Genomic DNA, 25,381 nt, shown 5'->3' with positions numbered 1-25,381 from the left:
GACGCCGGGAACCGTCAGGCCGTGAGCCCCAGCGCGTCCATCCGGCGCGTGTGCGAGGCGATGAGCTCGGTGAACACCGGCTCGATCCGCGACTCGTCGGAGTCGTGGTTGCCCGAGCCCATCAGCGCGGAGCGCGCCACGAGGAGGGTGTCGCCCACCAGGCGGCGGCCCCAGACGGCCAGGCGCGAGCCCAGGCGCCCGTCCGCGGCGATCTCGCGGCGGAGGATCGCGATCACGCCGTCGACGCCCGTGTCCGCGCCGAGCGTCTGCGCGATGCGCGGCCCCACGTCGGTGGGCAGCCCGCCGGTGAGGCGGATGAAGAAGTCGTCGAGCAGGCCCGCCGTGATGTACGCCGAGAGCAGCGTCTCGTGGAGGTCCGCGCCGCGGGTGAGCCGCTCGAAGGTGTCGATCGCTGGGCGGAACGGCGCCATGGCCTCGCCGGGCTCCACGTCGCGGCGGCGCAGCTCGGCGACGACGGCGTGGTGCTTCGCGAGCGCCGTGCCGGCGGCGGAGGAGATGGCCTCCTTGTCCGCGAGGTCGTCGGTCTCGGCGACGGCGCGCGCCAGCACCTCGAACACCGCGAGCTGGAGGTAGGCGACCTGGCCGAGGTAGGGCAGCACCTCGGGGGTGAGGTCGGCGAGGTCGACGCGGTCGCGCTTCTGGCTCGACTCCCCGCGGGGCGTCAGGCGGGGCACCTCGAGCAGGGGACGTCGACGTCGGAACCAGGCAGCCATTTCCTCAGCATAGGGCGCCGGAGGAGCGGGGTTCCGGGGCCGGCGGGGCCGGGAGCAGTAGACTCGCCGGGATGTCACCGGCGCTGGATCGGTGACCCTGCGCCCGGAGTCGTACAGGGGCGTAGACCGTTCGACACGACAGGCGCTTCACTCCGTGACTTTCTCCGATCTGAACATCGACGACGACATCGTCGCCGCACTCGCCGCCAAGGGCATCCTCGAGCCGTTCCCCATCCAGGAGCAGACGATCCCCCTGGCCCTGCAGAAGCAGGACATCATCGGCCAGGCCAAGACCGGCACCGGCAAGACCTTCGGCTTCGGCCTCCCCCTCATCCAGGCCCTCGGCACCGACCCGGAGCCGGGCGTCAAGGCGCTCATCGTCGTCCCGACCCGCGAGCTCGCCGTGCAGGTCACCGAGGACATCGAGCTGGCCGCCTCCAACCGGCCGACCAAGATCGTCTCGATCTACGGCGGCAAGGCCTACGAGGGCCAGATCGAGCAGCTGAAGGCCGGCGCGCAGATCGTCGTCGGCACCCCCGGCCGCCTCCTGGACCTCGCCGGGCAGCGCCTGCTCTCGCTCGCCAACGTGCAGGTGATGGTCCTCGACGAGGCCGACAAGATGCTCGACCTGGGCTTCCTCTCGGACATCGAGAAGCTGTTCGCGCAGACGCCGCCCACCCGCCACACCATGCTCTTCTCGGCGACGATGCCGGGCGCGATCGTCGCGCTCGCGCGCCGCTTCATGAACAAGCCCATCCACATCCGCGCGACCGACCCCGACGAGGGCATCACGCAGGCGAACATCAAGCACATCGTCTACCGGGCGCACTCGCTCGACAAGGACGAGGTCATCGCGCGCATCCTGCAGTCCGAGGGCCGCGGCAAGACCGTCATCTTCACCCGCACGAAGCGCGCCGCGGCCCGCATCGTCGAGGAGCTCAACGACCGCGGCTTCAACGCGGCGGCCGTGCACGGAGACCTCAACCAGGAGCAGCGCGAGCGCGCGATGGCGGCGTTCAAGGCCGGCAAGAAGGACATCCTGATCGCCACCGACGTCGCCGCGCGCGGCATCGACGTGAACGACGTCACCCACGTGATCAACCACACGATCCCGGACGACGACCAGACCTACCTGCACCGCGTCGGCCGCACCGGGCGCGCGGGCAAGACCGGCATCGCGGTGACCTTCGTCGACTGGGAGGACCTGCACAAGTGGGCCCTCATCAACCGGGCGCTGGAGTTCGGCCAGCCCGACCCGGTCGAGACCTACTCGTCGTCGCCGCACCTCTACACCGACCTCGACATCCCCGCGGGGACCAAGGGACGGCTGAAGCCGACTCCGATCCCCGCCGAGGCCAAGGCCGACGCGCGCCCGGACCGGGGCGAGCGCTCCGACCGCGGCGAGCGCTCCGAGCGGGGCGACCGGCCGCCGCGTCGCCGCACCCGCTCCGACTCCGCCGACTCGACCGCTCCGCAGCAGACCGGCCCCGCTCCCTCGAGCGAGAGCAAGGAGCACCACGACGGCAACAGCGAGCCGCGCCGCCGCACCCGGTCGCGCCGCCGCTCGCCGCGCCCCGACGCGCAGGCCTGAGCCTCCGCGCCCCGAGCCCGTCCCCCCGCGATCCGTCGCGGGAGGGCGGGCTCCCGGCGTCTCAGCGGCTCTCCCGCGACTCAGCGGTGTCCCCACGCGACTCAGCGGCTCTCGCCCCTCAGCGGTCACGGTGATCCGGCGGCTCTCCGCCTGTCAGCGGCTCTCCGCGACTCAGCGGGCGGAGGAGCGGATCGCGTCGACGGTCGCGCGCGCGGTCGTGTTCTCGCCCAGGCGGTTGGGCTTGCCCGTGCCGTGGTAGTCGCTCGAGCCCGTGGTGACGAGCGAGTACTGCTCGGCGAGCTCGCGCAGGCGGCGCTTGCCGTCGGCCGTGTTCTCGCGGTGCTCGACCTCGAGGCCGAACAGGCCGGCGTCGACGAGCTGCGGGAGGATCGACTCGACCGCGATCCCGCGGGCGCTCGCGGCCGGGTGCGCGATGACCGGAACCCCGCCCGCCGCGCGGACCAGGCGCACGGCGTCGACCGGGTCGGGCGCGTAGTGCGGGCGGTAGTAGCCGCCGCGCCAGTCGAGGATCCCCGCGAAGGCCGCGGAGCGGTCGGTGGCCAGGCCGCGGGCGACGAGCGCGTCGGCGATGTGCGGACGCCCGATGGTCGTGCCCGGGCTGGTCTGGGCGAGGACGTCGTCCCAGGTGAGGTCGTAGTCGGCCGCGATCGCGGTGACGATCGCCTCCGCGCGGTGCGTGCGGGCCGAACGGATGCGCGCGGTCTCGGCCACGAGCCCCGGATCCGCCGGATCGACGAGGTACGCGAGGACGTGGACGCTGGCCCAGCCGACGCGGGAGGAGAGCTCCATGCCGGGCAGCAGGTCGATGCCCGCCTCCTCGGCCGCGGCGAGCGCCTCGGCCCAGCCGCCGGTCGTGTCGTGGTCGGTGAGCGCCACTCCGGCGAGCCCGGCCGCGGCCGCGGCCCGCACCAGGACGGCCGGAGCCTCGGTGCCGTCGGAGACGACGGAGTGGGTGTGGAGGTCGTAACGGCCCCCGTCGACATGCATGCGCTCATCGTAGACGCGCCGCCTGCGAGCCCTCCGATGCCCTAGTAGCCTGGGCGGCGATGGGGACGAGACTGGTGAAGACCGCGGTGGCGGTGATCGTGGCGATCGCTCTGCTGGTGGTCGCGGCGCCCGGCTTCTTCGGGATCGCCCGGGAGGCCCCCTTCGCCCAGCTGGTGCCGTTCCGGCTCGCGACGGGCGCGGCGGCCGTCGGGCTCGCCGCTGTCCTGGTCGTGATCGCGGTCCTCGTCGCTCCGGTCAGGCGCCTCGCGCTGGCCCTCGCGGCGCTCGGCGTCGTCTTCGCGCTCGTGCTCGCGGGAGTGCAGGGAGCGCGGGGCTACGACTCCGCCGCTCCGCGCGCCCACCGCCTCGCCGACGTGCGCCTCGCGACCTGGAACGTGCTGCACGACGGCGTTCCCGTCGACACGATCGCCTCGCTCGCCCGGGAGAGCGCGGTCGACGGCATCGCCCTCCTCGAGGTCTCGCAGACGCACGCGCAGGACGTCGTGAACGCGCTCAGCGCCCAGGGGATGTCGATGACCCTCCACTACGCCGGGTCGGGCGCCGACGACGGGGCGGCCCTGCTGCTCTCTCCCTCGCTCGGCGGCTACAGCGTCGACACCGCCGCGGTCGTCACCGGATCGACACCGTCCCTCGTCGCACGCCCCGACACTCCCGAGCGCCCCGTCCTCGCCGCGGTGCACACCATGGCGCCGATCCCCTCGCGCCTCGCGGAGTGGCGGAGCGATCTGCTCTCGGTCTCCGCGCTCTGCTCCGCGGAGGAGGACGTCGTGGTCCTCGGCGATCTGAACTCCACGGTCGACCACTGGACCGGGCTGCCGGGCTCGGCCGCGCTGGGCGGCTGCCGCGACGCGGGGACCGTCGCGGGCGGCGCCGCCCTGGGCACCTGGCCGTCCTCTGTCCCGCCCGCGCTCGGCGCCCCGATCGACCACGTCCTCTTCTCCGGACGCTGGGAGGTCTCGGGCTACCAGGTCGTCGACGACCGCGACGACGCCGGGAGCGACCACCGGCCGCTGGTCGTCCAGCTCTCGGTCCGCGGGATGGTGAAGGACGCGTCCTGACGTTCCTCCCCGGCGCCGACTCCCCGTCCTCCTCCCCCGCCCGGCCCGTGGCGGCCCCCGCGGCCGTGCGGAGGAGGACAATGGGAGCCATGACGAACACGGAGGAGCGGACCGCCGCTCAGACGCCCGACCCCGCCGCCGCCCCGCGCCCCCGCGCCACCGCGAACCGCTCGACGACCCCCGCCTCCGACCGCTTCCGCGACTTCATCGCGTCCGGCTGGGCCGAGCGGGAGGAGCCGCTGCCTGCTCCGCGCGAGCAGGCGTCCTTCGCCGCCTCCCGCCGCGAGCGCCTCTCCGCACTGCACACCGGCGTGCGCATCGTCGTCCCGGCGGGCCGCCTCAAGCAGCGCGCGAACGACACCGACTACCCGTTCCGTGCGCACTCGGCCTTCACCTGGCTCACCGGCTGGGGCTCCGACTCCGAGCCCGGCGCGGTCCTCGTCCTCGAGCCCGCCGGGTCCGGCCACAGCGCGACGCTCTACTTCCGCGAGCGCGCGGGCCGCGACTCCGACGAGTTCTACGCCAACCCCGAGATCGGCGAGTTCTGGATCGGGCCGCGTCCGTCGCTCGCGCAGGTCGCGAGCGATCTCGGCCTCGTCACCCGCGGGATCGCCGAGCTCGACGCGGTCCTCGACGCGCACGACGGCGTCCCCCTGGCCGTGCTGCGCGAGGCCGACCCGGCGGTGACCGGCCGTCTCGACGCGGTCGGGGCCGACGAGCGGGCGGACCGCGACGCGGCGCTCGAGCGCGACATCGCCGAGCTCCGCCTGGTCAAGGACGCCTACGAGATCGCCGAGCTGCGCGCCGCCGTCGACGCGACGGGCCGCGGCTTCGAGGACGTCCTCTCCGACCTGCCGCGCATCATCGCCCACGAGAAGGGCGAGCGCCTGATCGAGGGCGTCTTCAACGGACGCGCGCGCGCCGACGGCAACGCGGTCGGCTACGACACCATCGCCGCGGCGGGCCCCCACGCCTGCATCCTGCACTGGACGCGCAACGACGGGCCGGTGCGCCCCGGCCAGCTGGTGCTGCTGGACGCCGGCGTCGAGCAGGACAGCTACTACACCGCCGACATCACGCGCACCTTCCCGGTGGACGGCCGCTACACGGACGCCCAGCGCCAGGTGCACGAGACGGTGCGGGAGGCGGCCGACGCCGCGTTCGCGATCGTCCGCCCCGGCATCCGCTTCCGCGAGGTTCACGCCGCGGCGATGGCCGTCATCGCGCGGCGCACCGCCGAGTGGGGCCTGCTGCCGGTCAGCGCCGAGGAGGCGCTCGAGGCCGACAACCAGCAGCACCGCCGCTACATGGTCCACGGCACCAGCCACCACCTCGGACTCGACGTGCACGACTGCGCCCGCGCACGGCGCGAGATGTACCTCGACGGACTGGTCGAGGAGGGCATGGTCTTCACCATCGAGCCCGGCCTCTACTTCCAGCCCGACGACCTCACGGTCCCGGAGGAGCTGCGCGGCATCGGCGTCCGGATCGAGGACGACGTGCTCGTCACCTCCGACGGCGCCGAGAACCTCTCGGCCGGCATCCCGCGCTCGGCCGACGACATCGAGGCGTGGATGGCCCGACTGGCCCGCTGAGGCCGGTCGCCCGCGGGGAGCCCCGGCCGCTCAGGCGGCGACGGGCAGCGCGAACTCCCCGCGGGCGGCGGCGAGCGCCAGCCCGTCGAGCAGCGTCGCCAGCTGACCGGCGGGAGCGTCCGGGTCCTCGGGATGCCACTGCACACCCACGAGGGGGGCCGCGACGTGCTCGACGGCCTCGATCACGCCGTCCTCCGCCCGGGCGACGACCCGCAGCCCCGGAGCGAGCAGGTCGACCGCCTGGTGGTGCGCGCTCTGCACCGCGAGCGCCTCGGATCCGAAGAGCCCGCCGAGCACGGAGCCCGCCGCGAGCCCGACCTCGTGCCGGTGCATGCGCTGGTGAGCAGGGGCCGCCGCGTTGACGTGCTCCGCCTCCGGCCCCAGGTCCTGCACCAGCGTGCCGCCGAGCGCGACGTTGACGATCTGCAGGCCGCGGCAGATGCCCAGCAGCGGGGTCCGGCGGGCCAGCGCCCGGTGCACCAGCGCGATCTGGGCGGCGTCGGCGCGCTCCGCGTGGGGGCCCTCGGCCGGGTAGCCGCGGTCGGCGCCGTACTGCTCGGGAGCGATGTCCTCGCCGCCCGCGAGGACGAGGGCGTCCGCCCCCGCCGTGCGCGCCAGCAGCTCCTCCGTGCCCAGCTCCTCGGCGGCGAAGCGCTCCGCCCGCCAGCCGCGCTCGTGCGCGAGGGCGAGGATGCGGCCGTTCAGGATCTGCACGTAGGCGTGGTACTCCTCGCGGCCCGGTCGCACGCGGGCGACCTCGACGATGGCGAGTGAGCGGGTCATGACTTCATCCTGGGCACGCCGCCGCCGCTGGTCGAACCGCCGTGTCACGCGGTGTCACACTCCGGCCGTACGATCACGGAGTGACCTCGCCGAGCCCGTCCCTCCCGGAGCGCGTGCAGCAGGCGCGCTCCGAGGTCTCCGTCCTCGCCGGGACCACTCCCGAGCGCCGGGTCCGACCGCTGCGCGAGGCCGTCGAGCACGTCGCCGCCGGCGGCTCCCCCGATCCCGGCGCCCTGCTCGACGCGGTCGACTCGCTGGTCGGGCTCGTGACCCGCGCCGAGGTGCAGCTGAGCGGCGTCGAGCGCTCCGTGCGGGACGACCTGGAGCGGGCCGCCACCCTCTCGGACCTGCGCACCTCGGCGCAGCTCGCCTCCGCCGCCGACGTGGCCGTCGCGTGCGCCGCGGCACGGTCGCTCCTCCTCGACGCCGACGACGCCCGGTCGGCCGGCGCCCGCCACGATCCGGCCGCGCTGCTGGTCCTGCTGCTCGACGCCGACTCCGCTCTGGACGCCGTCGTCTCCGGATACCGCGAGCCGCGCGCCCAGGCCGAGCGCCAGCTCCTGCTGTTCGAGGCGGCGCGCACCGCGGCCCGGCTCGGTGCCGAGTCGGTGCTGCTCCTGGCCGCCGTGCACGGCGAGCGCATCACCGCGGCACCCCGGATCCTCGCGGAGGAGACGCTCGGGCAGCTGGACACCGCGGTGCGCCGTGCGGCAGGCGATCCGGCCGGCGCTCTGGACGAGGCCCGCGCTGCCGCCGACCGCGCCCGCTCCGCACTCGACGAGGCCCTGGTCGACCTCGACGGCGCACCCCCGTCGCTCCGCCCCGCGGCCGTCCCCGGAGGCCTGCCCGCGGCCTGAGGACGCAGGCACCCGGCAGCGGCGCGCGTGCCATAGTGAGGGACATGGCCTCCTTCCTCGTCGTCCCCCAGTGGCAGGGCTCGGCGTCGACGCGCGCGATGCGCCTCGTCGACGGAGCCGAGGCGATCCGGGGCGATCTGCCCTCCTCCGCCACCACGACCCTCGACATCCCCGCCGAGGCGGGCGACGCTCAGGACACCGGCATCCGCCGCTACGCCTCGGTCGCCACCGTCGCCGAGCGGGTGCGCGAGGCCCTCTCGGGCCGCACCGATCCCGTGATCACGATCGGCGGCGACTGCGGCGTCGAGTTCGCGGCGATCGGGCACGCCGTCCGCTCGGCACCGGGTCCGGTCGCGCTGGTCTGGCTCGACGCCCACCCGGACGCGCACACTCCCGAGTCCTCCCCCAGCGGCGCCTTCTGCGGCATGGTCCTCTCGGCCGCGCTGGGCCGCGGCGTCGGCCTCCTGAGCGCGGGCGCCGAGGAGCGGGTGGCCGACGAGCGCGTCGTCCTCGCCGGTGTCCGCTCCGCCGACGACGGCGAGCTCGAGCCGCTGGTCGAGCGGGGGGCCGCGGTGCTGACCGCGGAAGCCCTCGACCCGGAGTCGCTCGTCGCGGCGGTCGAGGCGACCGGTGCCGCCTCCGTCTACGTGCACCTCGACCTGGACGTGCTCGACCCCGCCGATCTCGCCGGGCTGTTCGACCCGGTGCCCTTCGGCGTGCCCGCGTCGCGCCTCGTCGCGAGCCTCGACGCCCTCCGGTCCCGCTTCCCGCTCGCGGGCGCCGGCGTCACCTCGTTCGCCCCGTCGTCGCCGACCGCGGCCGAGGACGACCTGCCCACGATCCTCCGCCTCCTCGGCGCTCTGTCCCGCGGGGCCTGAGAGAGCCCTGCCATCGGCGCGCAAGCCCGAGCGCGTGTCGGCGGCACCCGGCAAGATGGTCGGACGCGACCGAGCGGAGGAACGATGAGCGACGAGAGACCGCGCGTGCGCACCGAGCGGCGCGGAACCGTGCTCGCGATCGTGCTGGACCGGCCCGAGAAGCGCAACGCCGCCGATCTGCGGCTGCTCGCGGAGCTGGCGTCCGCGTACGGCGAGCTCGACCGCGACCCGGAGCTGCGCGCCGGCGTGGTCCTCGCCGAGGGCGGGCACTTCACGGCCGGGCTCGACCTCGCCGACATCGGGCCCCGTCTGGGCTCCGACGGCCTGGACTTCGTGCCCGAGGGCGGTCTCGACCCCTGGGGCCTGCGCACCCGCCCCGTGAGCAAGCCGGTGGTCATCGGCCTCCAGGGCACCTGCCTCACGCTCGGCATCGAGCTCGCGCTCGCGAGCGACGTCGTCCTCGCCGAGCGGTCCACCCGCTTCGGCCAGATCGAGGTCGCCCGCGGCATCCTGCCCTTCGGCGGAGCGACGCTGCGCTTCCCCCGCGCCGTCGGCTGGGGCGACGCGATGCGCTGGATCCTCACCGGCGACCTCTTCGACGCCGAGGAGGCCCACCGCATCGGCCTCGTGCAGCAGGTCGTCCCCGACGGGACGGTCGCCGAGGCGGCCTGGGCTCTGGCCGCCCGGATCGCCGCGCAGGCGCCGCTCGCCGTGCAGGCCGCCCTGGCCAGTGCCCGGCTCGCGGTCGCCGCGTCCGACGCCGAGGCCGCGGCCGCGCTCCCCGGGGCGCTCGCGCGTCTCGCGGTGTCCGAGGACGCGCGCATCGGCACCGAGGCCTTCCTCCAGCGCACGACGGCGGAGTTCACCGGACGATGAGCGACGAGAGCACCACCGTCACGGCGCCCGGCGGCTCCTCCCTCGAGGCGCAGCAGGAGCGGGCCGCGCAGCAGCTCGAGATCCGGCTCCGCTACGGCGACCAGGTGTGGGAGCTGCGCGAGGTCGACCACTTCGCCGTCTTCTCCCGCCGCAGCACCGCACGACGGGCCGGGCGCGTCCTCGTGGCCTCCGGCTTCCAGATCGCGATCTCGCGGCTGAGGCTGAGGCAGGTCCTCGTCGCGAGCCACCACGCCGCGGTCGACGAGGAGTCGACCACCGCGTTCCTCCGCCAGGTGATCGAGGCGGTCGAGAGCCACGGCGGCCGCTACGACGGCTGGCGGGCCGAGATCGTGCCGGCGCATTGAGCGCCGGGCACCCACCGACGACGGGGCTCGACGCCTCCGAGAACCCCAGGGAGACAGCATGAGCAGCACGACGGACGAGTTCGACGTCATCGTCATCGGAGCAGGACCGGTGGGCGAGAATCTCGCGGACCGCGCGGTCCAGGGCGGCCTCACCGCGGCCGTCGTCGAGAGCGAGCTCGTCGGGGGCGAGTGCTCCTACTGGGCGTGCATGCCCTCGAAGGCGCTGCTGCGGCCGCCGATGGCGCTCCGCGCCGCCCGTGATCTCCCCGGCGCGGCGCAGGCGGTGAGCGGAGGAGTCGACGTGCCCGCGCTCCTGGCTCGCCGCGACTCCTTCACCAGCCACTTCGACGACCACGGCCAGGTGCAGTGGCTCGAGGGCGCCGGCATCGAGCTCGTCCGCGGGCACGGCCGCCTGAGCGGCGAGCGCGAGGTGACCGTGACCGGACCCGACGGCGAGGTGCGCGTGCTCCGCGCCCGCTCCGCCGTCGCCGTCGCGACCGGCACCACCGCCGTCGTCCCCGACATCCCTGGCCTGCGCGCGGCATCCCCCTGGACGAGCCGCGAGGCCACCTCGGCCGAGGAGGTGCCGCCGCGCCTCGTCGTCATCGGCGGCGGAGTCGTCGCGACCGAGATGGCGACCGCCTACGCCGGCATGGGCTCCTCCGTCACGCTCGTCGCCCGCAGCGGACTCCTCGCGCCGTTCGAGCCCTTCGCCGGCGAGCTCGTCGGCTCGGCGCTCCAGGAGCTCGGCGTCGACCTGCGCCTCGGCGACTCGCCCGTCTCGGTCGAGCGCCGGTCCGACGGCACCGTGGCCGTGACGCTCGAGGGCGGCGACGTCATCGAGGCCGACCAGGTGCTCGCCGCGACCGGCCGCGCCCCGCACACCCGCGACGTCGGCCTCGAGACGGTGGGCCTCGAGCCCGGCTCCTCGCTGACGGTCGACGACACGATGCTCGTGCTGGGCGGCGACGGTGCTCCCCTCGGCGGCGGGCGTCCGTGGCTCTACGGGGTCGGCGACGTGAACCACCGCGCACTGCTCACGCACCAGGGCAAGTACCAGGCCCGTGCGGCCGGCGACGTGATCGTCGCGCGCGCCACCGGTGCCGAGGTCCACGACGCCCCCTGGGGAGCGCACGTCGCGACCGCGGACCACGAGGCCGTGCCGCAGGTCGTCTTCACCGACCCCGAGGTCGCGTCGGTCGGCCTCACCGCCGCGGCCGCCGAGAAGGCCGGCTACCGAACCCGCGTCGTCGACTACGAGATCGGCTCGGTCGCCGGCGCCGCCCTCGCCGCCGACGGCTACACGGGCACCGCGAGGATGGTCGTGGACGAGGACCGGAAGGTCGTCCTCGGCGTCACCTTCGTCGGCAAGGAGGTCGGCGAGCTGATCCACTCCGCGACGATCGCCGTCGTCGGCGAGGTGCCTCTCTCGCGCCTCTGGCACGCGGTCCCCTCCTATCCGACGATCAGCGAGGTCTGGCTGCGGCTGCTCGAGACCTACGGACGCGACAGCGCGTGAGCGCGCTCCGTCGAGCCGTCGCGACGGTGGCCCTGGATCCGGCGATCACCCGGCCGGGCTACCTCTTCGCGTGCGCGGTCGGACTCGCCTGGGGCGCGCTGTGGAGCACGGGCCCGATCCGGCGCAGCCACGGCCTCGTCGTCTTCACCGGTCTGCCCTCCTGGGCGTTCGGCCGCGGAGGGTCCTGCGTCGGCACGAGCTACCTCACGGGCACCAACGTCTCCGACAGCGTCCTCGAGCACGAGGCCGTGCACAAGGAGCAGTGGCGGCTCTACGGGATGTGGTTCCCGTTCGCGTACACGGTGGCGGGTCGCGATCCGCTGCGCAATCGATTCGAGATCGAAGCCGGTCTCGAGAAGGGCGGATATCTCCGTGGTCACTGACATGACGGGGCGCGTCGTCGTCCTCACCGGAGCCAGTTCCGGCATCGGCCGGGTCGCGGCGGGAGCGCTGGCGTCCGCCGGTGCCCGCGTGGCCGTGGTCGGGCGGAACCCCGAGCGCACCCGCGCGGTCGCCGCCGACGTGGGAGGAGACGCGTTCCTGGCCGACTTCGACCGGCTCGACGACGTCCGCGCCCTGGCCGACGGCCTCCTCGAGCGCTACGAGCGGATCGACGTGCTGGCGAACAACGCGGGCGGGCTCGTCTCCCACCGCGCCGAGACGGTCGACGGCCACGAGCGGACGATCCAGAGCAACCATCTCGCGCCGTTCCTGCTCACGCGGCTCCTGCTCCCGCGGATGATCGAGACCTCGAGGGAGCGGGCCGGCGTCCGCGTCGTCTCCACGGCGAGCCTCGCGAACCGCTTCGGTCGCCTGAGGCTCGACGACCTCGACAACCGCCGCGGTCCGTGGCTCGGCGGCTGGCGGGCGTACGGCACGTCGAAGCTGGTGACGATCCTCTTCATCCGCGAGCTGGCGGAGCGGCTGCTGACGACGTCGGTCGACGCGTACTCGTTCCACCCGGGCGTCGTCTCGACGAGCTTCGGCGCCGACAGCACGATGATGAAGCTGATGACGAGCCTCTCGGTCGGCTCCTTCGGCATCTCCGCCGAGGCGGGTGCGGTGCCGCTGATCACCCTCGCCTCCGAGCCCGACGTCGGCGCCGCCAGCGGCACCTACTTCGACCAGCTGACGCCGCACGGCTCCCTGAACCCCCAGGCCCGAGACCGCGCTCTCGCCCACGACCTCTGGACCCTCTCCAGCCGCCTCGTGGGCGTCTCGCCCACCCTGTAGCCCGCTGCCGCTCCCCGCCGCCGCCGACTCGACGCCGGGGCGGCGCGGAGTACCCGACCCGCTCGCCGGGAGGATCTCGACACGCCCTCTCCGAGGGCTGCCCGATCAGCAGGTCTGCGCGCGGTCGCCCGACTCGGTCTGTGCCCGCGTGCTGCTCGATCAGCCGCGAGATCGGTCGGGCGTGGATCTCGAAACTCCCTCTCCGAGGGCTACCCGATGAGCATGTCCGGGCGCGGTCGCCCGACTCGCCAGGCACCCGAGAACCGCTCGATCACGCGCGAAGTCCGTCGGAGTGGATCTCGAGACGCCCCCTGCGAGATCCACTCGATCAGCATCGTCCTCCGCGGTCGCGCCCCTGGCGCGCCGTCCCCGCGGTCGCGCCCCCGGCGCGCCGCACCCTCTGCGGTCGCGCCCCCGGCGCGCCGTCCCCCTTGCGGTCGCGCCTCCGGCGCGCCGTCCCCCGCGGCCGCGCCCCCGGCGCGCCGATCCTCTACGAGCAGTGCCCGGAGCGTCGCAGGGCGACGTTCTGCAAGGCGGAGGAGGAAGCGATACCGGCGGTATCGCGCCCGACGACAACGCCGCAGAACATCGCCCTGCGGCGCTCCGGGTCAGTTGGACTCTTGGCGGCCGAGGCGCCAGTACCCCATGAACGCCACGCGCTTCCGGTCGAGTCCGAGCTCGGTGACGAGGCAGCGGCGGATCAGCTTCACGGCGCCGGCTTCTCCGGCGATCCAGGCGTAGAGGCCGGGGTCGGTGCTCTCGTCGGGGACCTCCCAGAGCATCTCGTGGTCGACGTCGATGTCGCTGACGTCGACGCCGCGGTGGTGGGCGGTGAGGAAGCGGGTGGCCCAGGCGCGGACCGCGTCGCCGAGGGCCGCTCCGGGGGCTGCCGCGTCGGCGCGGACGATCCAGGTGACGTGGACGCCGGCGGGGTGGCGGAGCGGGAGGCGGTCGTGGGCGGTGGGGACCTCGAGGAACGCGGCTCCGGTGGCGTCGTCGTCGAGGCTCTCGAGGATCGCGGCGATGGCGGGGACGGCCGTCTCGTCGCCAGCGAGGAGGAGGGAGGTGGCGGCGCCGGGGTGGAACTCGACTCCGCCGCCGGGGAGGTCGGAGCGCGTGTCGGGCGCGATGATGACGATCTGGTCGCCGGCGCGGGCGCTCTCGACCCAGGCGGAGGCCGGTCCGGTGTCGCCGTGGGCGGCGAAGTCGATGTCGACCTCGGCGTCCTCGGGGCGGACGGCGCGTATGGTGTAGGTGCGGAGCGGGTTCCGGAGCTCGTCGGGGAGCTGTCGCCAGCGGCCGTACCAGTCGGGGTCGAGTCCGTCGGGTCCGTCGGGGTCCGAGACGGAGGCGAGGAAGGCGGGGGCGTCGGAGGCGGCGGTGGGGACGACGAGCTTGATGCGCTGGTCGGGGCCGGTGCAGCCGACGTGGTCGAGGCCGGTGCCGGTGAGGGTCACGCGGATGAAGTGCGGGGCGATCCGGGTCGCTGCGGCGACGGTCGCGAGGTACGGCCGGTAGGCCGGTCGGGCGGGGGCGGCGGTCGTCGGGGGCATCGCCTCAGTCTCGCACAGAAGGTAAGCCTTGCCTAACACTCAGCCGGGACGCCCGGCGGACGGTCAGCGCGCGGCGTGCTCGGCGGAGGTGCGCAGGCGCGCCTCCACGTCGGCGGCGAGCTCGGCGACGACGGGGCCGGCCCCGCCGATCCAGGCGCAGAAGTCGTGGCGGCCGTCGGCCCACGGGTAGTCGCCGTCGACGACCGACATCTCGCCGACCCAGGCCCGGACCGCGCGGTCGAGCGCGACTCCGCGGGAGCAGCGCTCACCGGTGCCGGGGGCGCCCGAGCGCTCGGAGCGGCCGAGCCAGGTGACGCAGACCCGTCCGGGGGCGGCGAGCGGCGGCAGTCCGCGCGCGTCGTCGACCTCGACGAAGACCTGGCCGCGGGCGTTCGCGGGGAGGGCGTCGAGGATGCTCTGGATCCACGGCACGACGGTCTCGTCGCCCGCGATCAGGAACTGCTTCACGTCGACTGGCGCGGAGCCGTCGCGGTCCTCGAACATGCACATCGTGTTCGAGTATAGGCAAGGCTTACCTCAGTGACCAGAGCCGGACCCTGACCATCCGCCGTGCGGCCGCGCCCGGCCCCGTCACGACTGCGGCCTGCCCCGTCACCACTGCGGCGGGTGCCGCCTCTGCCAGCGCGCCCGCCGCTCGAGCTGCGCGCCGATCGCCAGCAGTGTCGCCTCGCCGCCGGGTCGCCCGATCAGCTGGACTCCCATCGGCAGGCCCTCCTCCGTGGTGCTCAGCGGAAGGGTGATCGCGGGGAGGCCGCTCACGTTCACGAAGGACGTGTACGGCGTGTAGAGGCACTGCTGCTCGAAATTGCGCTCGGGATCCTCGAGGTCGTACCAGCCGACGGGGCGCGGCGTCATCGCCAGCGACGGCGTCAGGACCGCGTCGACGCCGGAGAACGCCGCGATCACCGCGCGCTCGTAGCCCGAGAGCCAGGACGCCGCCTCGACGATCTCGCGGGCGGAGCGCCGGCGTCCCTCCTCCACCAGCCAGCGGGTCAGCGGCTCCAGCAGATCGAGGTCCGCGCCCTCGACGGGCAGGGTCGCCGCGCCGCTCTGCCACAGCGTCCGGAACGCGGCGGGGTACGCGGCGCTCGGGGGCAGCGACGCCTCCTCGAGCCCGTGGCCGAGCGCGGCCAGCGCGGCGATCCCCTCGTCCAGCGCGGCGCGCGCCTCCGGAGCGAGAGCGATCTCGTACTCCTCGTCCCAGGGCGAGTCCGTGAGCACGCCGATCTGGAAGCGCCCCTCTCCGCGCACCGCGGCGCCGAGGAACGAGCCGTCGCCGTCACCGGGCGCGCCGAGCGACCAGCGCTGCGGGAGGCGGCCGTTCGTCCGCTCCAGCATGCCCTCGAGCAGGAGGCCCGCGTCGGCGACCGAGCGGGTGATCGGCCCGGCGACCGTCAGGCCGCCGACCCCGCCGATGCCGGAGAGCGCGGCGACGCGTCCGCGGGAGGGCTTCAGTCCTACGAGGCCGCAGGCCGCGGCGGGGATACGGATGGACCCGCCGCCGTCCGAGGCGGGGGCGAACGGCAGCAGTCCCGCGGCGACGGCGACCGCCGCTCCTCCGCTGGATCCGCCGGCCCCGAGGCGGGTGTCCCAGGGCGTGACGGCGGGCGGGCCGATCAGCGTCTCGGTGTAGGAGGGCATCCCGAACTCGGGTGCCGCGGTCTTGCCGAGGCTGACCGCTCCCGCCGCATCGAGCACCTCGACGATCTCGTCGGAGGCGGTGGGCACGTGGTGCTCGCGCAGCCGCGATCCGGATGCGGTCCGCACGCCCGCGCGCCGCCAGAGGTCCTTGTCGCCGCTCGGCAGGCCCCAGAGCGGAGCGGTGCCGCGCCCGGTGCCGAGCGATGACGCCCGCTCCCGCGCCCGATCGGCGGTCACCGTGGCGAAGGCGCCCAGCTCCCCGTTCCACCGCTCGATCCGGGCGAGGTAGTGATCGGCGAGCTCGAGAGGCGTGACCTCTCCGCGCTGCAGCCAGTCCCACTGCTCCTGGGCGCTGAGGTGGTGGAGTTCGAACATGGAACGACCCTATTCCGCCGCTCCGGGGAGCCGGCGGAACAGGGTCGTGGGGGTCAGGCCGCGCGGCGGCCGCTCTCGCTCGCCTCGTCGATGCCCTTCCGGGCGCCGTCGGGCACCACGGTGTCGCGGTCGATGCGGGCGCCGGTCGCGATCACGGCCGAGCGTCCGATGCGGGAGTAGCTCCCGATCCGCGCCCCCGGCCCGATGATCGCCTCGGGCCCGACGTGCACGTTCGCGCCGATGAAGGCGCTGTGCCCGATCATGGCGTCGCGGTCGACCCAGCTGCCCGCGCCGATCCAGGCGCGCTCGCCCACGGTCGCGCCGGGCTCCACGTAGGCGCCGGTCTCCACGTACGCGGTCGCCGAGACGCGCGATCCGGGAGCGACCATGCCGCGTCCGTTCGCGTGGCGGCGGTAGACGATCTCGTCGTCACTGCCGCGCGCCCCTCGACCCTTGTTCATCCCTGTTCCTGCCATCTGCCTCTGGCTCCTTCGAGCTGTCCGGTGGGCGGGGCGCCGAGCCCCGTCCCGTCATCGGTAGACAACAGCGGCGAGCGCCCGCGCATTCCCCGTTCGGGGGGCGCTGGCGCGGGGTGGAGGCGGGGCGGCGGGCCGGTCGGCGGGCGGAGCGGAGAGCGGGCGGCGGAGCGGACCCGCGCGGGCGTCCCCGGAGCGTCACTCCACCGCGTCGGCGACCGCGGTCACGACCGCGCGGAACCGGTCCGGCGCCTCGCGGATCCGCCGCCGGAGGAGGACCCCGGCGAGCGCCGACGAGGCGGGTGCGGCGATCAGCTCGCACTCGACCCGGGCCCCCTCCTCGTCCGCCAGGACCCGCCACTGCTCGACGCCGAGCACGGGGAGTCGGCGCTCGAGCCCGCTCCCCCGCCGCTCGTAGGCGCCGTCGGCGGCGAGGACGTCCGCGAGGGCGGCGAGCACCGGGGCGGGGTCGGCGTGGAGGACGGAGGCGAGGGCGAGGAGGCTGCGCACGGCGGCAGTCTCGCACGCCCCCGCGTCAGGAGCGGGCGTCGAGGACGCGCCGGAGCCAGTCGAACGACGCCTTGGGCACGCGGTCCCGGCTGCGCGTGTCGACGGCCACGAGCCCGTGCGGGCGGCTGTAGCCGTGCTGCCACTCGAACGCGTCGACCAGGGTCCAGAGCTGCACGGCCTCCACCGGCAGTCCGTCGTGGACGGCCTCGGCGAGAGCGGCCAGGTGCGCCCCGAGCCAGCGGATCCGCTTCGTGTCGACGATCGCACCCTCGCGATCGGGCTCGTCGGGGTAGCTCGCGCCGAGCGCGGTCACCACCAGCGGCGGCAGGGCGTCGCCGTAGCGCTCCACGAGGGACCGCAGCACCGAGACCACCGCCCAGGGTGCGACCGGCGAGCCGTCGCCCGTGCGGTCCAGCTCCGGCCATGGCGCCGTGTGGAACGGGAGCGCGGGAGGAGCGCCCACCCCGGTCGGCAGCGCCGGGTCGCGGCCCGCCACGATCCGCAGCGGCGGCAGCGGCGCGACCGCGTAGAAGTCGAGCGGAGCCGAGACGCGCGCGAGGTCGACCGGATCCGCCTGCGCGAGGGCGCCGAGGAACGGCGGCAGCTCCTCCGGTCCGACCGGGTAGGACCCGGTCAGCACGGCGTCGGCCACCAGGCGGTTCCGCAGGACGTCCGCCAGGGAGGCGAAGGCGCGGTCCCGGTCGTCGTCGGAGGCGGGCTCGACGGGCGCGAGCGCGTCGACCAGGCCGATCCTCCCGGTCACCTCCGCCGCCCGCAGCGCCTCCAGCGCCACGCCGTGCCCGAGGAGCTGGTGGTGCAGCGCCGGCAGGGCGCTGAACAGCCGGCCGGCGCCCGGCGCCTGCCGCGCGAGCGCGTAGCCCTCGAGCATCACCGTCGACGGCTGGTCGAGGGTGATCCAGTCGGCGACCCGGTCGCCGAACCGCCCGCCGAGCTCGAAGGCGAGATCGCCGAAGCGGAACGCGGTGTCGCGGTTCATCCAGCCGCCGCTGAGCGCCGACGGGGTGTCGCGGTGGTGCAGGGTCAGCGCGCCCCGGATCCCCGTCTCGGCGAGCCCGTCGAGCAGGCGGTCGTAGAAGCCGAGCCCTCCGCGGTCGATCGGCCCGCGGCCGTCGGGCTGCAGCCGGGGCCACGAGACCGAGAGCCGGAGCTCGTCGACGCCGAGATCGACCAGCAGCGCGAGGTCCTCGCGCCAGCGCAGGAGGAAGTCCGTCGCGATCTCGGGAGTGGCCTCCTCGGCGATCGTCCCCCGTCGCAGCGCGAAGTCGTCCCACACCGACCGGCCCCGGCCGCCCGTCTCGAGGGAGCCCTCCGTCTGGAAGGCGCTCTGCGCCAGTCCGATGCGCAGGCCCGGCGGCAGGAGCCCGCCCAGCTCGCGCGGATCGTCGAAGCGCGCGGCCTCGACGCGCACCTCCCGCCGATCGCGCCCGCGGGCCTCGTCTTCGCGCATTCCACTGTCCTCCGGATCTGATCGACGGTTATATTCTCGCGGAAGCGCTCTCCCGGATCTCCCCGACTCCCCCGACCGGCCGAGACGCCTCCTCCGGATGGTGTACATCCGGGAACAGTGGTGCGGCGCGCTTGACAGCTCCCCCCTGCCCCCGTGCAATGGACGCATCGTGAAATCGGGCGTCGACGTGGCAGTACCGGGGGGTTCACCGGTCGTGCCGGTGCCCCGACTCCGCCGATCCCCGCGGCGCACGGCCGCCCTGCTGCTGGTGCTCCTCGCGGCCGTCGCCTCCGTCTCCGGGCTGGCCGCTCCGGCCGCGCAGGCCGCCGCTCTCGCGATCACCGCTCCCTCCTCCGGCGCGGTCCTCAGCACGGGAGCGACGACGGTCACCGGCACGGCGACGGCCGGGGACCAGGTGCAGATCGGGCTCCGCGGCGGCGGCGACCCCCTCTGCATCACCACCGCGGGCCCCGACGGCGGCTGGAGCTGCGCCGTCTCCCTCGACGACGGGCCGGCGACCCTGGTCGCGGTGGAGCTCCTCGCCGGCGGCGGGACCACCTCGGCCGCCGTCCCGATCGCCGTCCTCAGCGCCCCCGTCATCGAGTCGGTCGACGGCTCGGCGACCTCCGCGGGCTCGGTCCGCGGCACGGCCTACCCCGGCGCGAGCGTCGCCGCGGTCTCGAACGGCGGCGCCGCGTGCCTGGCCACCGCCGACTCCGGCGGCGCGTGGTTCTGCCAGCTCGCCCCCACTCCGGCGCCGGGCAGCTACCGCGTCACCGCGACGCAGACCGCCTCCTTCGCCGGCAGCGCCGCCTCGCCGGCCAGCGCGCCGGTGACCCTCGTGGTCGACACCGCTGCTCCTGCCGCCCCCGCCCTCACCTCGCCGTCGGACGGCGCCGCCCTGCCGCTCGGCGGCGCGTCCTACTCGGGGACGGGCGTGGACGGCACTCGCGCCTACGTGTACGTGGACCGGGTCAACACCTGCGACGCGGCGGTCAGCGGAGGCGCCTGGAGCTGCACCGGCGGCACGATCACGGCGGGCGCGCACCGGGTCTCCGCCATCGCCGGGGACAGCGCCGGCAACTACAGCCCGCCGAGCCCCTGGATCGACGTGACCTTCGCGGCGGCGACGACCGCTCCCACCGGCACGCCCAGCGCGACGACGCCGGCCGCCCCCGGTGCCGCGCCCACCGCACCCGGGGCCGCCGCGTCTCCCGCTCCGAGCAGTGCGGCGCCGACCGCGTCCCCGTCGCCCGTCCGCCCCGGGGAGACCGCGCCCACGCCCGAGGACGAGCCGACCGCCGAGCCCACCGCAGCGCCGGTCCCGGCTCCCGACGTGGACGGCGGTGACGTGCCGCCGCAGCCCGCCCCCGACGCCGGATCCGAGCCGGGCGGCTGGAGCGCGGCGACCGGGATGACCACCGCGCTGTCCGCCGGATCGCCCGTCGTCTCGATGGCCGACTGGATGCGCTCCCTCGCGCTCGCTCTGCTCTCGCTCGCCCTGGTCGTCGTGCCGGCCCGCCTCGCCGCGGCCGGGCGGGCGCCCCGCGCCGAGCGCAGCTGGCACCTCACGGGCCGCAACCGCGCCGCCGTCGAGTACGACGACAAGCCGGACACCGGTCCCGCCTCGCCGCGCCTGATGGTCGTCGGGATGATCGGCTGCGCAGCCGGCCTCGTCCTGCTCTCGGGACGCGTCGACGGCCAGCCCGCCTACCTGCGCCTGCTGATCGCCGTCATCGTGGCCGTCGCCGTGGTCAACGCGGTCGCCGCCGCCGTCCCCGCGCTGGTCGGCCGACGGATCGGCGTCAGCGGGATCGGCGTCGTCGCCGCTCCGCGCGCGCTGCTCCTGGTCGCGGCGGCCGCTCTCGTCTCGCGCTTCGCGGGACTGGACCCGGCGCTCCTCTTCGGCGTGGTGATCGGCCTCGTCCTCCCCGAGGGCGCGTCCGCCGTCGACCGCGCGAAGCTCTCCACCGTCCGCGTCGTCTCGCTGCTGGGCCTCGCCGGATTCGCCTGGGGCGCCTCCGCCGTGGTCCCGCCCGACGGCTCGTTCGGCTCCGTGCTCGCCGCGGAGGTGCTCAGCGCGACCACGCTGATCTCGGTCGGCTCGAGCGTGGTGCTGCTGTTCCCGGTCGGGCGCCCCGCCGGCCGCAGCATCCTGCGCTGGTCTCCGCTGCTCTGGCTCGCGCTCACGCTCCTCGCGACGACCGTGCTGTTCGTGCTGCTCACCCCGACCATCGCGTCCTGGTCGACCGACGGCGGAGCGGGTCCGGTGCTCTTCGCCGTCGTCGCCTTCAGCGCGGTGTGCACGTCGATCTGGGCCTGGCGGCGCTTCGTCGAGTCGGAGTAGCCGGCCTCGGCCGCCCGCTCAGCCGATCGAGACGGGCCGGTCGAGGTCGTCGCCCGGCAGCACGTCGGCCACGGCGCCGACCGTCAGCTCGCGCAGCGTCGCGATGCCGCCGTAGACGCCGAGGAACGCGGTGTCGGCCGCGTCGCGTCCCGTCGCGATCCGCACGAGACTCGACCGCGGCGCGAGCGTCGTCGCGTCGACCGCCCGCCACTCCCCCTCGATCCAGGCCTCCGCGACCGCGTGGAAGTCCATCGGCTGCAGTCCCGGGGCGTACACGGCCGCCAGTCGGGCGGGCACGTCCAGCGCACGGAGGAGGGCGACGACGAGGTGCGCGAAGTCGCGGCAGACGCCGCGGCGGGCGAGCAGCGTCCGCTCGGCCCCGTCCGTCGGAAGGCTCGAGCCGGGGACGTACGCCAGCCGCGTGCCGACCCAGGAGCTCACCGCGTGCAGGAGGTCCGCCCCGGCGAGGCCGGCGAACTCGGCCCGGGCCGTCGCCCACAGCACGTCCGACTCGGCGTAGCGGCTCGGCCGCAGGTACCGCAGCCGGTCCACCTCGTCGCCCTCGAGCGGATCGAGGCGTCCCAGGACGCGCGCGGAGTAGTCCACGACGAGGTGCCCGACCGGCGCGTCGAGCACGTGCAGCCGGGTGCCGTGCTGGTCGATCACCTCGCGAGCGGCGAGCGGGCGGCCGTCGACGGTGAGCGTCAGCGACTCCTCCGCCCCGTACGCGTCGGCCACCGCGATCGAGAGGACGAGGGCGGCCGGAGCCGCGACGTCGAGGGTCAGGTGGGCCGAGACGTCGCGCTGCATGGGGCTCTTCTCCGGGGCGTGGCGGGTGGGGGTCAGGCGCCCTGCTCGCCCTTCGGCGGCGGGGTGGGGGCGGCGTCCGGCTCCTGCACGAGCTGCAGCCCGCCGGACGAGTTCGCCGAGACGGTCAGCAGGTCGATCCAGGTGCGGTTGATCGAGGGGACCCGTCCGCCGAAGTACTTGAAGTAGAGGGGCACGGAGGGGTCGAGCCAGATGCTCGAGCGGCCGTCGCCGACCGCGGGGTCGTCCCGCCAGGAGAAGAAGAAGCTCTCGCGGCGGCGCAGCTTGTTGGCGATGACGATCTGGACGTGCGTGAGCGTGCGGTCGTCGAACTCGATCTCGACTCCCGAGGCTCCGTAGAGCAGCTTCCCCATGGGGGCCTCCCGGCCGCCCGTCGCCGGGCGGTGCATGACGGTGCCCGCGGGCACGAGAAGCGGGACCGTTCCGGCGCCCGCCGTGGACCGGGCGGCTCGCATCCGGACGCGGGCGCCCGGGCTCGGAACCGCCCGGTGACGACTCTAGGCGAGGCGGCGCGGGCGCGCGGGATCCTCGTCCGATTCCCGAACACCGGGCTCCTCCGGCCGGAAGGACGACCGGTCCGGAGGCGCGCCCGGCGCCCTGCCGGATCCGGGCGAGACGCGCCGGGGCGCTGCCGCGCGCATGTCGGAGGTCGGACGTACGGTACCCGCATGATCGAATGCGCACTCTGCGGAACCGACGCCGTCGTCCTCGACCGCTCCGGCGGCCGCGACACCGAGGAGGAGCTCGTCGTGCTCTGCGCCGACTGCACCCCGGGCGAGATCACCCAGGCCCTCGAGGCCGGGCTGCTCGAGCCCGCTCGACGCAGCGCGCACGCCCGCGCCGCCTAGAGAGCGGCACGTCGGACGGAGTGCCCCCACTGGGACTCGAACCCAGACTGAGACGATTTTAAGTCGTCTGCCTCTGCCGATTGGGCTATGGGGGCGACCACCGGGAGGAGCGACCCTCCCGGCGGCGGTGTCAGGACTTGGCGGGCTCGCCGCCGACCGGGACCGGAGCACCGGCCTGGCCGGGGATCTGCGCCGGGGCCTGCGCGGCCGGAGCCTCGGCGGCCGGGGCCGCCGGACGCGGACGCGACGCGTAGGTCTCGAAGGAGCCGCGGGGGTACTCGCGGGCCTCGATCGAGGCGATGTCGCGGCCGAGCCAGAGGTTGTTCCACCAGCCCCAGACCACGCGGAACTTGCGCTCCCACGAGGGCATGGCGAGACCGTGGTAGCCGCGGTGCATCACCCAGGCGGGGAAGCCCTTCACGGCGATCTTGCCGGACTGGAACACGCCGATGCCGATGCCCAGGCCCGCTACCGCGCCGAGGTTCTTGTGCACGTAGTCGACCGGCTCCTCGCCGCGGAGCACCGCGGTGATGTTCTTGGCCATGAGCTTGCCCTGGCGGACGGCGTGCTGGGCGTTCGGCACGCAGAAGCCGCCGACGCCGCCGCCGGTGAGGTCGGGGACGGCCGTCGCGTCGCCGGCGCCCCAGGCGCCCTCGACGAGCACGTCGTCGTGGCCGACGCGGAGGTCGGCGCGCACGCGCAGGCGGCCGCGCTCCTCGATGGGCAGATCGGAGTTCTTGATCGACGGGTTCGCCATGACGCCCGCGGTCCAGATGATGAGGTCCGACTCGAAGCTCTCGCCAGTCGACAGCTGGATGACGCCGTTCTCGGCCGACTTGAGCTGCGTGTCGAGGTGCACGGTGGCGCCGCGCTGGTCGAGGTTCTTCAGCACCCAGTGGCTCGTCTCGAGGGCGACCTCGGGCATGATCCGGCCCATCGCCTCGATGAGGTGGAACTGCGTCTCCTCGAAGTCGATCTCGGGGTAGCGCTTGAGCAGCGCGCTCGCGAAGGAGCGCAGCTCGGCGAAGACCTCGATGCCCGCGAACCCGCCGCCGACGACCGTGACGGTCAGCAGGCGCGAGCGCTCGGGGCCGGCGGGGAGCGACGCGGCCTTGTCGAAGTTCGTGAGCATGCGGTCGCGGATCGCGGTCGCCTCCTCGATCGTCTTCAGGCCGATCGCGTTGTCGGCGACGCCCGGGATCGGGAAGGTGCGCGAGACGGAGCCGGCGGTGACGACGATCTGGTCGTACTCGAACTCGTAGGGCTCGCCCACGGTCGGGGTGATCGTCGCGGTGCGGTTCGCGTGGTCGATCTTCGTCACCTTGGCGGCGAGGATCGCGGTCTTCTTGAGGTGGCGGCGGAGCGAGACGATCGCGTGGCGCGGCTCGATCGACCCCGCGGCGACCTCGGGGAGGAAGGGCAGGTACGCCATGTAGGGCAGCGGGTCGACGATCGTGACCTCTGCCTCGTGCGGGCGGAGCTGCTTCTCGAGCTTCCACGCGGTGTAGAAGCCGGCGTAGCCGCCTCCGACGATCAGGATTCTGGGCACGGTTGACTCTCCAAGAGGGATGGACAATGCGAACACCCTCACGCAATGCGAAGTGCCCGCTCTCGATGCGGTGGGCAGCACTGACCCCGACTGGGAATCAGCTTAGCGAAGAGCGCGCCGGTGGTGGCGCCTCCGTGGCTCCGGTAGGAGCGGCTACGCGTCGAGCGGCCTGCAGGCGCAGCGCTCGGGAGACCAGTCGGCGCGGGCCAGGGCCAGATCGCCGATCGGATTGACGCCGGGGCCCGCCGCGAGGGCGTGCGCGGCGAGGGCGTGGAGGCACTTCACCCGCGAGGGCATGCCCCCGGAGGAGATGCCCGCGATCTCGGGGACGGAGCCGACGCTCTCGCGGTCGGCCAGGAACGCCCGGTGCGCAGCGGCGTACGCCTCGCGCAGCTCCTCGTCCTCGGCGAGCATCGCGTTGTACTCGACCATGACCTGGGTGGCCTCGAGCTGCGAGATCGCGGCCGTCGCGGCGGGGTGGGTCAGGTAGTAGAAGGTGGGGAACGGCGTGCCGTCGGACAGGCGGGGGCTCGTGGAGACCACCGTCGGGTCGCCGCAGACGCAGCGTGCGCTGATCCCGACGACGTCCCGGGCGGGACGGCCCAGCTGGGCGGAGACGACCGCGATGTCGCGCTCGGACGGCGGATCGAAGGGGGGCGTGGTCACGGGGGCTCCAGAGGACGGACGGCCGGGAGGACGCTCCAGTGTACGCGGGGCCGGGCGGGAGCGACGGGGTCGGGCGGGAGCTACGGAGTCGGTGTCAGCTCGTCGGCGGTCGGCTCGCCGAGGCCCGAGACCGCGATCGAGGACAGCAGGGAGCCGGCCCAGTCGCTCGGGGTCTCCTGCACCGTGTCGCTCGCGGGCTGCTGCGCCTGCTGGGCGAGCGTCACGTCGTCGAGCACGAGGTAGCTCACCTCGCCGGGCATCACGAAGTACAGCCGCTCGCGGGCCTGCGCACGGATGAACGCCGGGTCGGACCAGCGGGTGCGCTGCTCGTCGAGGTTCTGCGCCTGGGTCTTGGCCGCGTCGACCGAGCGCTGCAGCTCGGCGATCTCGGCGCGCTGCTCAACGAAGTTCTTGATGCTCGGGGCGAGCACGACCATCGCGAGGATCATGATCCCCATCACCAGCAGCGTGAAGCCCGAGCCGCGGACGCCGGCGATCCACGCGGACGAGGGCGGGGCGGGCGGCTGCTTCGGGCGCGGTGACCGCGGAGCGGAGGCGGTGCGCGGCTTCCCCGCCGCCGT

The 25,381-nt window shown here is 74.7% G+C and carries 26 protein-coding genes and 1 tRNA gene; 12 read left to right on the top strand and 15 right to left on the bottom strand.

Annotated elements, in window-relative coordinates; translation table 11 throughout:
* Window positions 1-14: 14 nt before the first annotated feature.
* Window positions 15-734, bottom strand: a complete 720-nt coding sequence (locus C5C53_RS05520; protein ID WP_104261755.1) for a ferritin-like fold-containing protein — start codon at window positions 732-734, stop codon at window positions 15-17.
* Window positions 735-888: 154 nt separating this feature from the next.
* Between C5C53_RS05520 and C5C53_RS05515 the strand changes: the two genes are divergently transcribed.
* Window positions 889-2,325 (top strand): DEAD/DEAH box helicase, encoded by a 1,437-nt coding sequence (locus C5C53_RS05515; protein WP_104224844.1) that lies wholly within the window; start codon window positions 889-891, stop codon window positions 2,323-2,325.
* A gap of 171 nt (window positions 2,326-2,496) precedes the next feature.
* Here the strand turns inward: C5C53_RS05515 and C5C53_RS05510 are convergent, their stop codons facing one another.
* Window positions 2,497-3,333: a PHP domain-containing protein gene (locus C5C53_RS05510; RefSeq protein WP_104224845.1), complete on the bottom strand. Its 837-nt coding sequence runs from the start codon at window positions 3,331-3,333 to the stop codon at window positions 2,497-2,499.
* A 59-nt stretch (window positions 3,334-3,392) separates the two neighbouring features.
* Here C5C53_RS05510 and C5C53_RS05505 point away from each other — a divergent pair, with 59 nt between their 5' ends.
* A complete protein-coding gene (locus C5C53_RS05505; protein WP_104256196.1) occupies window positions 3,393-4,412 on the top strand; it encodes an endonuclease/exonuclease/phosphatase family protein in 1,020 nt (339 codons plus the stop codon).
* 89 nt (window positions 4,413-4,501) lie between these two features.
* Window positions 4,502-6,007: an aminopeptidase P family protein gene (locus C5C53_RS05500; RefSeq protein ID WP_258075376.1), complete on the top strand. Its 1,506-nt coding sequence runs from the start codon at window positions 4,502-4,504 to the stop codon at window positions 6,005-6,007.
* A 30-nt stretch (window positions 6,008-6,037) separates the two neighbouring features.
* Here the strand turns inward: C5C53_RS05500 and C5C53_RS05495 are convergent, their stop codons facing one another.
* Window positions 6,038-6,790, bottom strand: a complete 753-nt coding sequence (locus C5C53_RS05495) for a gamma-glutamyl-gamma-aminobutyrate hydrolase family protein (protein ID WP_104248220.1) — start codon at window positions 6,788-6,790, stop codon at window positions 6,038-6,040.
* 80 nt (window positions 6,791-6,870) lie between these two features.
* Between C5C53_RS05495 and C5C53_RS05490 the strand changes: the two genes are divergently transcribed.
* From C5C53_RS05490 to C5C53_RS05460, 7 genes are all read left to right on the top strand, one after another.
* On the top strand, window positions 6,871-7,647 hold the full coding sequence (locus C5C53_RS05490; RefSeq protein WP_104239623.1) for a hypothetical protein: 777 nt from the start codon (window positions 6,871-6,873) through the stop codon (window positions 7,645-7,647).
* 44 nt (window positions 7,648-7,691) lie between these two features.
* Entirely contained in the window at window positions 7,692-8,525 is an 834-nt protein-coding gene (locus C5C53_RS05485; protein ID WP_104267032.1) for an arginase family protein, read from the top strand.
* A gap of 84 nt (window positions 8,526-8,609) precedes the next feature.
* Entirely contained in the window at window positions 8,610-9,401 is a 792-nt protein-coding gene (locus C5C53_RS05480) for a crotonase/enoyl-CoA hydratase family protein (protein ID WP_104267031.1), read from the top strand.
* Window positions 9,398-9,766 (top strand): ribonuclease E inhibitor RraB, encoded by a 369-nt coding sequence (locus C5C53_RS05475; RefSeq protein ID WP_104225032.1) that lies wholly within the window; start codon window positions 9,398-9,400, stop codon window positions 9,764-9,766. Before C5C53_RS05480 ends, C5C53_RS05475 begins: the two co-directional genes overlap by 4 nt.
* 58 nt (window positions 9,767-9,824) lie before the next feature.
* Window positions 9,825-11,285, top strand: coding sequence for an NAD(P)/FAD-dependent oxidoreductase (locus C5C53_RS05470; RefSeq protein ID WP_104225031.1), 1,461 nt, complete (start codon window positions 9,825-9,827; stop codon window positions 11,283-11,285).
* Window positions 11,282-11,668: a Fe-S oxidoreductase gene (locus tag C5C53_RS05465; RefSeq protein WP_104227423.1), complete on the top strand. Its 387-nt coding sequence runs from the start codon at window positions 11,282-11,284 to the stop codon at window positions 11,666-11,668. The genes C5C53_RS05470 and C5C53_RS05465 overlap by 4 nt, the downstream gene beginning before the upstream one ends.
* The gene (locus tag C5C53_RS05460; protein ID WP_244230659.1) at window positions 11,658-12,518 is read left to right on the top strand and encodes an SDR family NAD(P)-dependent oxidoreductase; all 861 of its coding nucleotides are present in this window, start codon (window positions 11,658-11,660) and stop codon (window positions 12,516-12,518) included. Before C5C53_RS05465 ends, C5C53_RS05460 begins: the two co-directional genes overlap by 11 nt.
* Window positions 12,519-13,126: 608 nt before the next feature.
* On the opposite strand, the gene C5C53_RS05455 is transcribed toward C5C53_RS05460, so the two are convergent.
* The 6 genes from C5C53_RS05455 to C5C53_RS05430 form a co-directional block, all read right to left on the bottom strand.
* Complete coding sequence (locus C5C53_RS05455) at window positions 13,127-14,071, bottom strand: siderophore-interacting protein (RefSeq protein ID WP_104256203.1); 945 nt, start codon at window positions 14,069-14,071, stop codon at window positions 13,127-13,129.
* A gap of 63 nt (window positions 14,072-14,134) precedes the next feature.
* The gene (locus tag C5C53_RS05450; protein ID WP_160034004.1) at window positions 14,135-14,575 is read right to left on the bottom strand and encodes an SIP domain-containing protein; all 441 of its coding nucleotides are present in this window, start codon (window positions 14,573-14,575) and stop codon (window positions 14,135-14,137) included.
* Between the two features lie 108 nt (window positions 14,576-14,683).
* Entirely contained in the window at window positions 14,684-16,108 is a 1,425-nt protein-coding gene (locus tag C5C53_RS05445; protein ID WP_104267030.1) for an amidase, read from the bottom strand.
* A 53-nt stretch (window positions 16,109-16,161) separates the two neighbouring features.
* Complete coding sequence (locus C5C53_RS05440) at window positions 16,162-16,569, bottom strand: transferase (RefSeq protein WP_104334124.1); 408 nt, start codon at window positions 16,567-16,569, stop codon at window positions 16,162-16,164.
* 213 nt (window positions 16,570-16,782) lie between these two features.
* Complete coding sequence (locus C5C53_RS05435; RefSeq protein ID WP_104267029.1) at window positions 16,783-17,094, bottom strand: hypothetical protein; 312 nt, start codon at window positions 17,092-17,094, stop codon at window positions 16,783-16,785.
* A gap of 25 nt (window positions 17,095-17,119) precedes the next feature.
* Complete coding sequence (locus tag C5C53_RS05430) at window positions 17,120-18,562, bottom strand: glycoside hydrolase family 1 protein (RefSeq protein WP_181127719.1); 1,443 nt, start codon at window positions 18,560-18,562, stop codon at window positions 17,120-17,122.
* Window positions 18,563-18,782: 220 nt separating this feature from the next.
* On the opposite strand from C5C53_RS05430, the gene C5C53_RS05425 reads away from it, so the two are divergent.
* Window positions 18,783-20,909, top strand: a complete 2,127-nt coding sequence (locus C5C53_RS05425; protein ID WP_181127718.1) for a hypothetical protein — start codon at window positions 18,783-18,785, stop codon at window positions 20,907-20,909.
* Between the two features lie 18 nt (window positions 20,910-20,927).
* Here the strand turns inward: C5C53_RS05425 and C5C53_RS05420 are convergent, their stop codons facing one another.
* Both C5C53_RS05420 and C5C53_RS05415 read right to left on the bottom strand, forming a co-directional pair.
* The gene (locus C5C53_RS05420) at window positions 20,928-21,719 is read right to left on the bottom strand and encodes a transglutaminase family protein (protein WP_104234572.1); all 792 of its coding nucleotides are present in this window, start codon (window positions 21,717-21,719) and stop codon (window positions 20,928-20,930) included.
* Between the two features lie 32 nt (window positions 21,720-21,751).
* A complete protein-coding gene (locus tag C5C53_RS05415; protein WP_068211888.1) occupies window positions 21,752-22,090 on the bottom strand; it encodes an ATP-dependent DNA ligase in 339 nt (112 codons plus the stop codon).
* Window positions 22,091-22,405: 315 nt separating this feature from the next.
* Here C5C53_RS05415 and C5C53_RS05410 point away from each other — a divergent pair, with 315 nt between their 5' ends.
* Window positions 22,406-22,585, top strand: coding sequence for a hypothetical protein (locus C5C53_RS05410; RefSeq protein WP_104225020.1), 180 nt, complete (start codon window positions 22,406-22,408; stop codon window positions 22,583-22,585).
* Window positions 22,586-22,606: 21 nt separating this feature from the next.
* Here the strand turns inward: C5C53_RS05410 and C5C53_RS05405 are convergent.
* From C5C53_RS05405 to C5C53_RS05390, 4 genes are all read right to left on the bottom strand, one after another.
* Window positions 22,607-22,680, bottom strand: a tRNA-Leu gene (locus tag C5C53_RS05405).
* 35 nt (window positions 22,681-22,715) lie between these two features.
* Entirely contained in the window at window positions 22,716-24,134 is a 1,419-nt protein-coding gene (locus C5C53_RS05400; protein WP_104225019.1) for an NAD(P)/FAD-dependent oxidoreductase, read from the bottom strand.
* A gap of 153 nt (window positions 24,135-24,287) precedes the next feature.
* The gene (locus tag C5C53_RS05395; protein ID WP_104227430.1) at window positions 24,288-24,800 is read right to left on the bottom strand and encodes a DUF501 domain-containing protein; all 513 of its coding nucleotides are present in this window, start codon (window positions 24,798-24,800) and stop codon (window positions 24,288-24,290) included.
* An 80-nt stretch (window positions 24,801-24,880) separates the two neighbouring features.
* A partial coding sequence (locus C5C53_RS05390) for a septum formation initiator family protein (RefSeq protein ID WP_104267026.1) occupies window positions 24,881-25,381 on the bottom strand: 501 nt, incomplete at its 5' end.

It is taken from the genome of Rathayibacter sp. AY1E3 (genome assembly GCF_002932235.1).
GTDB lineage: Bacteria > Actinomycetota > Actinomycetes > Actinomycetales > Microbacteriaceae > Rathayibacter.
The sequence above is the reverse complement of the archived record's forward strand: the minus strand, read 5'-3'. Positions and strand labels throughout refer to the sequence as shown.

Bases quoted from the DNA above. Each gene is read 5' to 3' on its own strand.
- C5C53_RS05520 (WP_104261755.1), bottom strand. From the start codon at position 734: ATGGCTGCCTGGTTCCGACGTCGACGTCCCCTGCTCGAGGTGCCCCGC.
- C5C53_RS05510 (WP_104224845.1), bottom strand. From the start codon at position 3,333: ATGCATGTCGACGGGGGCCGTTACGACCTCCACACCCACTCCGTCGTC.
- C5C53_RS05505 (WP_104256196.1), top strand. From the start codon at position 3,393: ATGGGGACGAGACTGGTGAAGACCGCGGTGGCGGTGATCGTGGCGATC.
- C5C53_RS05500 (WP_258075376.1), top strand. From the start codon at position 4,502: ATGACGAACACGGAGGAGCGGACCGCCGCTCAGACGCCCGACCCCGCC.
- C5C53_RS05495 (WP_104248220.1), bottom strand. From the start codon at position 6,790: ATGACCCGCTCACTCGCCATCGTCGAGGTCGCCCGCGTGCGACCGGGC.
- C5C53_RS05485 (WP_104267032.1), top strand. From the start codon at position 7,692: ATGGCCTCCTTCCTCGTCGTCCCCCAGTGGCAGGGCTCGGCGTCGACG.
- C5C53_RS05480 (WP_104267031.1), top strand. From the start codon at position 8,610: ATGAGCGACGAGAGACCGCGCGTGCGCACCGAGCGGCGCGGAACCGTG.
- C5C53_RS05475 (WP_104225032.1), top strand. From the start codon at position 9,398: ATGAGCGACGAGAGCACCACCGTCACGGCGCCCGGCGGCTCCTCCCTC.
- C5C53_RS05470 (WP_104225031.1), top strand. From the start codon at position 9,825: ATGAGCAGCACGACGGACGAGTTCGACGTCATCGTCATCGGAGCAGGA.
- C5C53_RS05455 (WP_104256203.1), bottom strand. From the start codon at position 14,071: ATGCCCCCGACGACCGCCGCCCCCGCCCGACCGGCCTACCGGCCGTAC.
- C5C53_RS05450 (WP_160034004.1), bottom strand. From the start codon at position 14,575: ATGTTCGAGGACCGCGACGGCTCCGCGCCAGTCGACGTGAAGCAGTTC.
- C5C53_RS05445 (WP_104267030.1), bottom strand. From the start codon at position 16,108: ATGTTCGAACTCCACCACCTCAGCGCCCAGGAGCAGTGGGACTGGCTG.
- C5C53_RS05440 (WP_104334124.1), bottom strand. From the start codon at position 16,569: ATGAACAAGGGTCGAGGGGCGCGCGGCAGTGACGACGAGATCGTCTAC.
- C5C53_RS05430 (WP_181127719.1), bottom strand. From the start codon at position 18,562: ATGCGCGAAGACGAGGCCCGCGGGCGCGATCGGCGGGAGGTGCGCGTC.
- C5C53_RS05420 (WP_104234572.1), bottom strand. From the start codon at position 21,719: ATGCAGCGCGACGTCTCGGCCCACCTGACCCTCGACGTCGCGGCTCCG.
- C5C53_RS05415 (WP_068211888.1), bottom strand. From the start codon at position 22,090: ATGGGGAAGCTGCTCTACGGAGCCTCGGGAGTCGAGATCGAGTTCGAC.
- C5C53_RS05410 (WP_104225020.1), top strand. From the start codon at position 22,406: ATGATCGAATGCGCACTCTGCGGAACCGACGCCGTCGTCCTCGACCGC.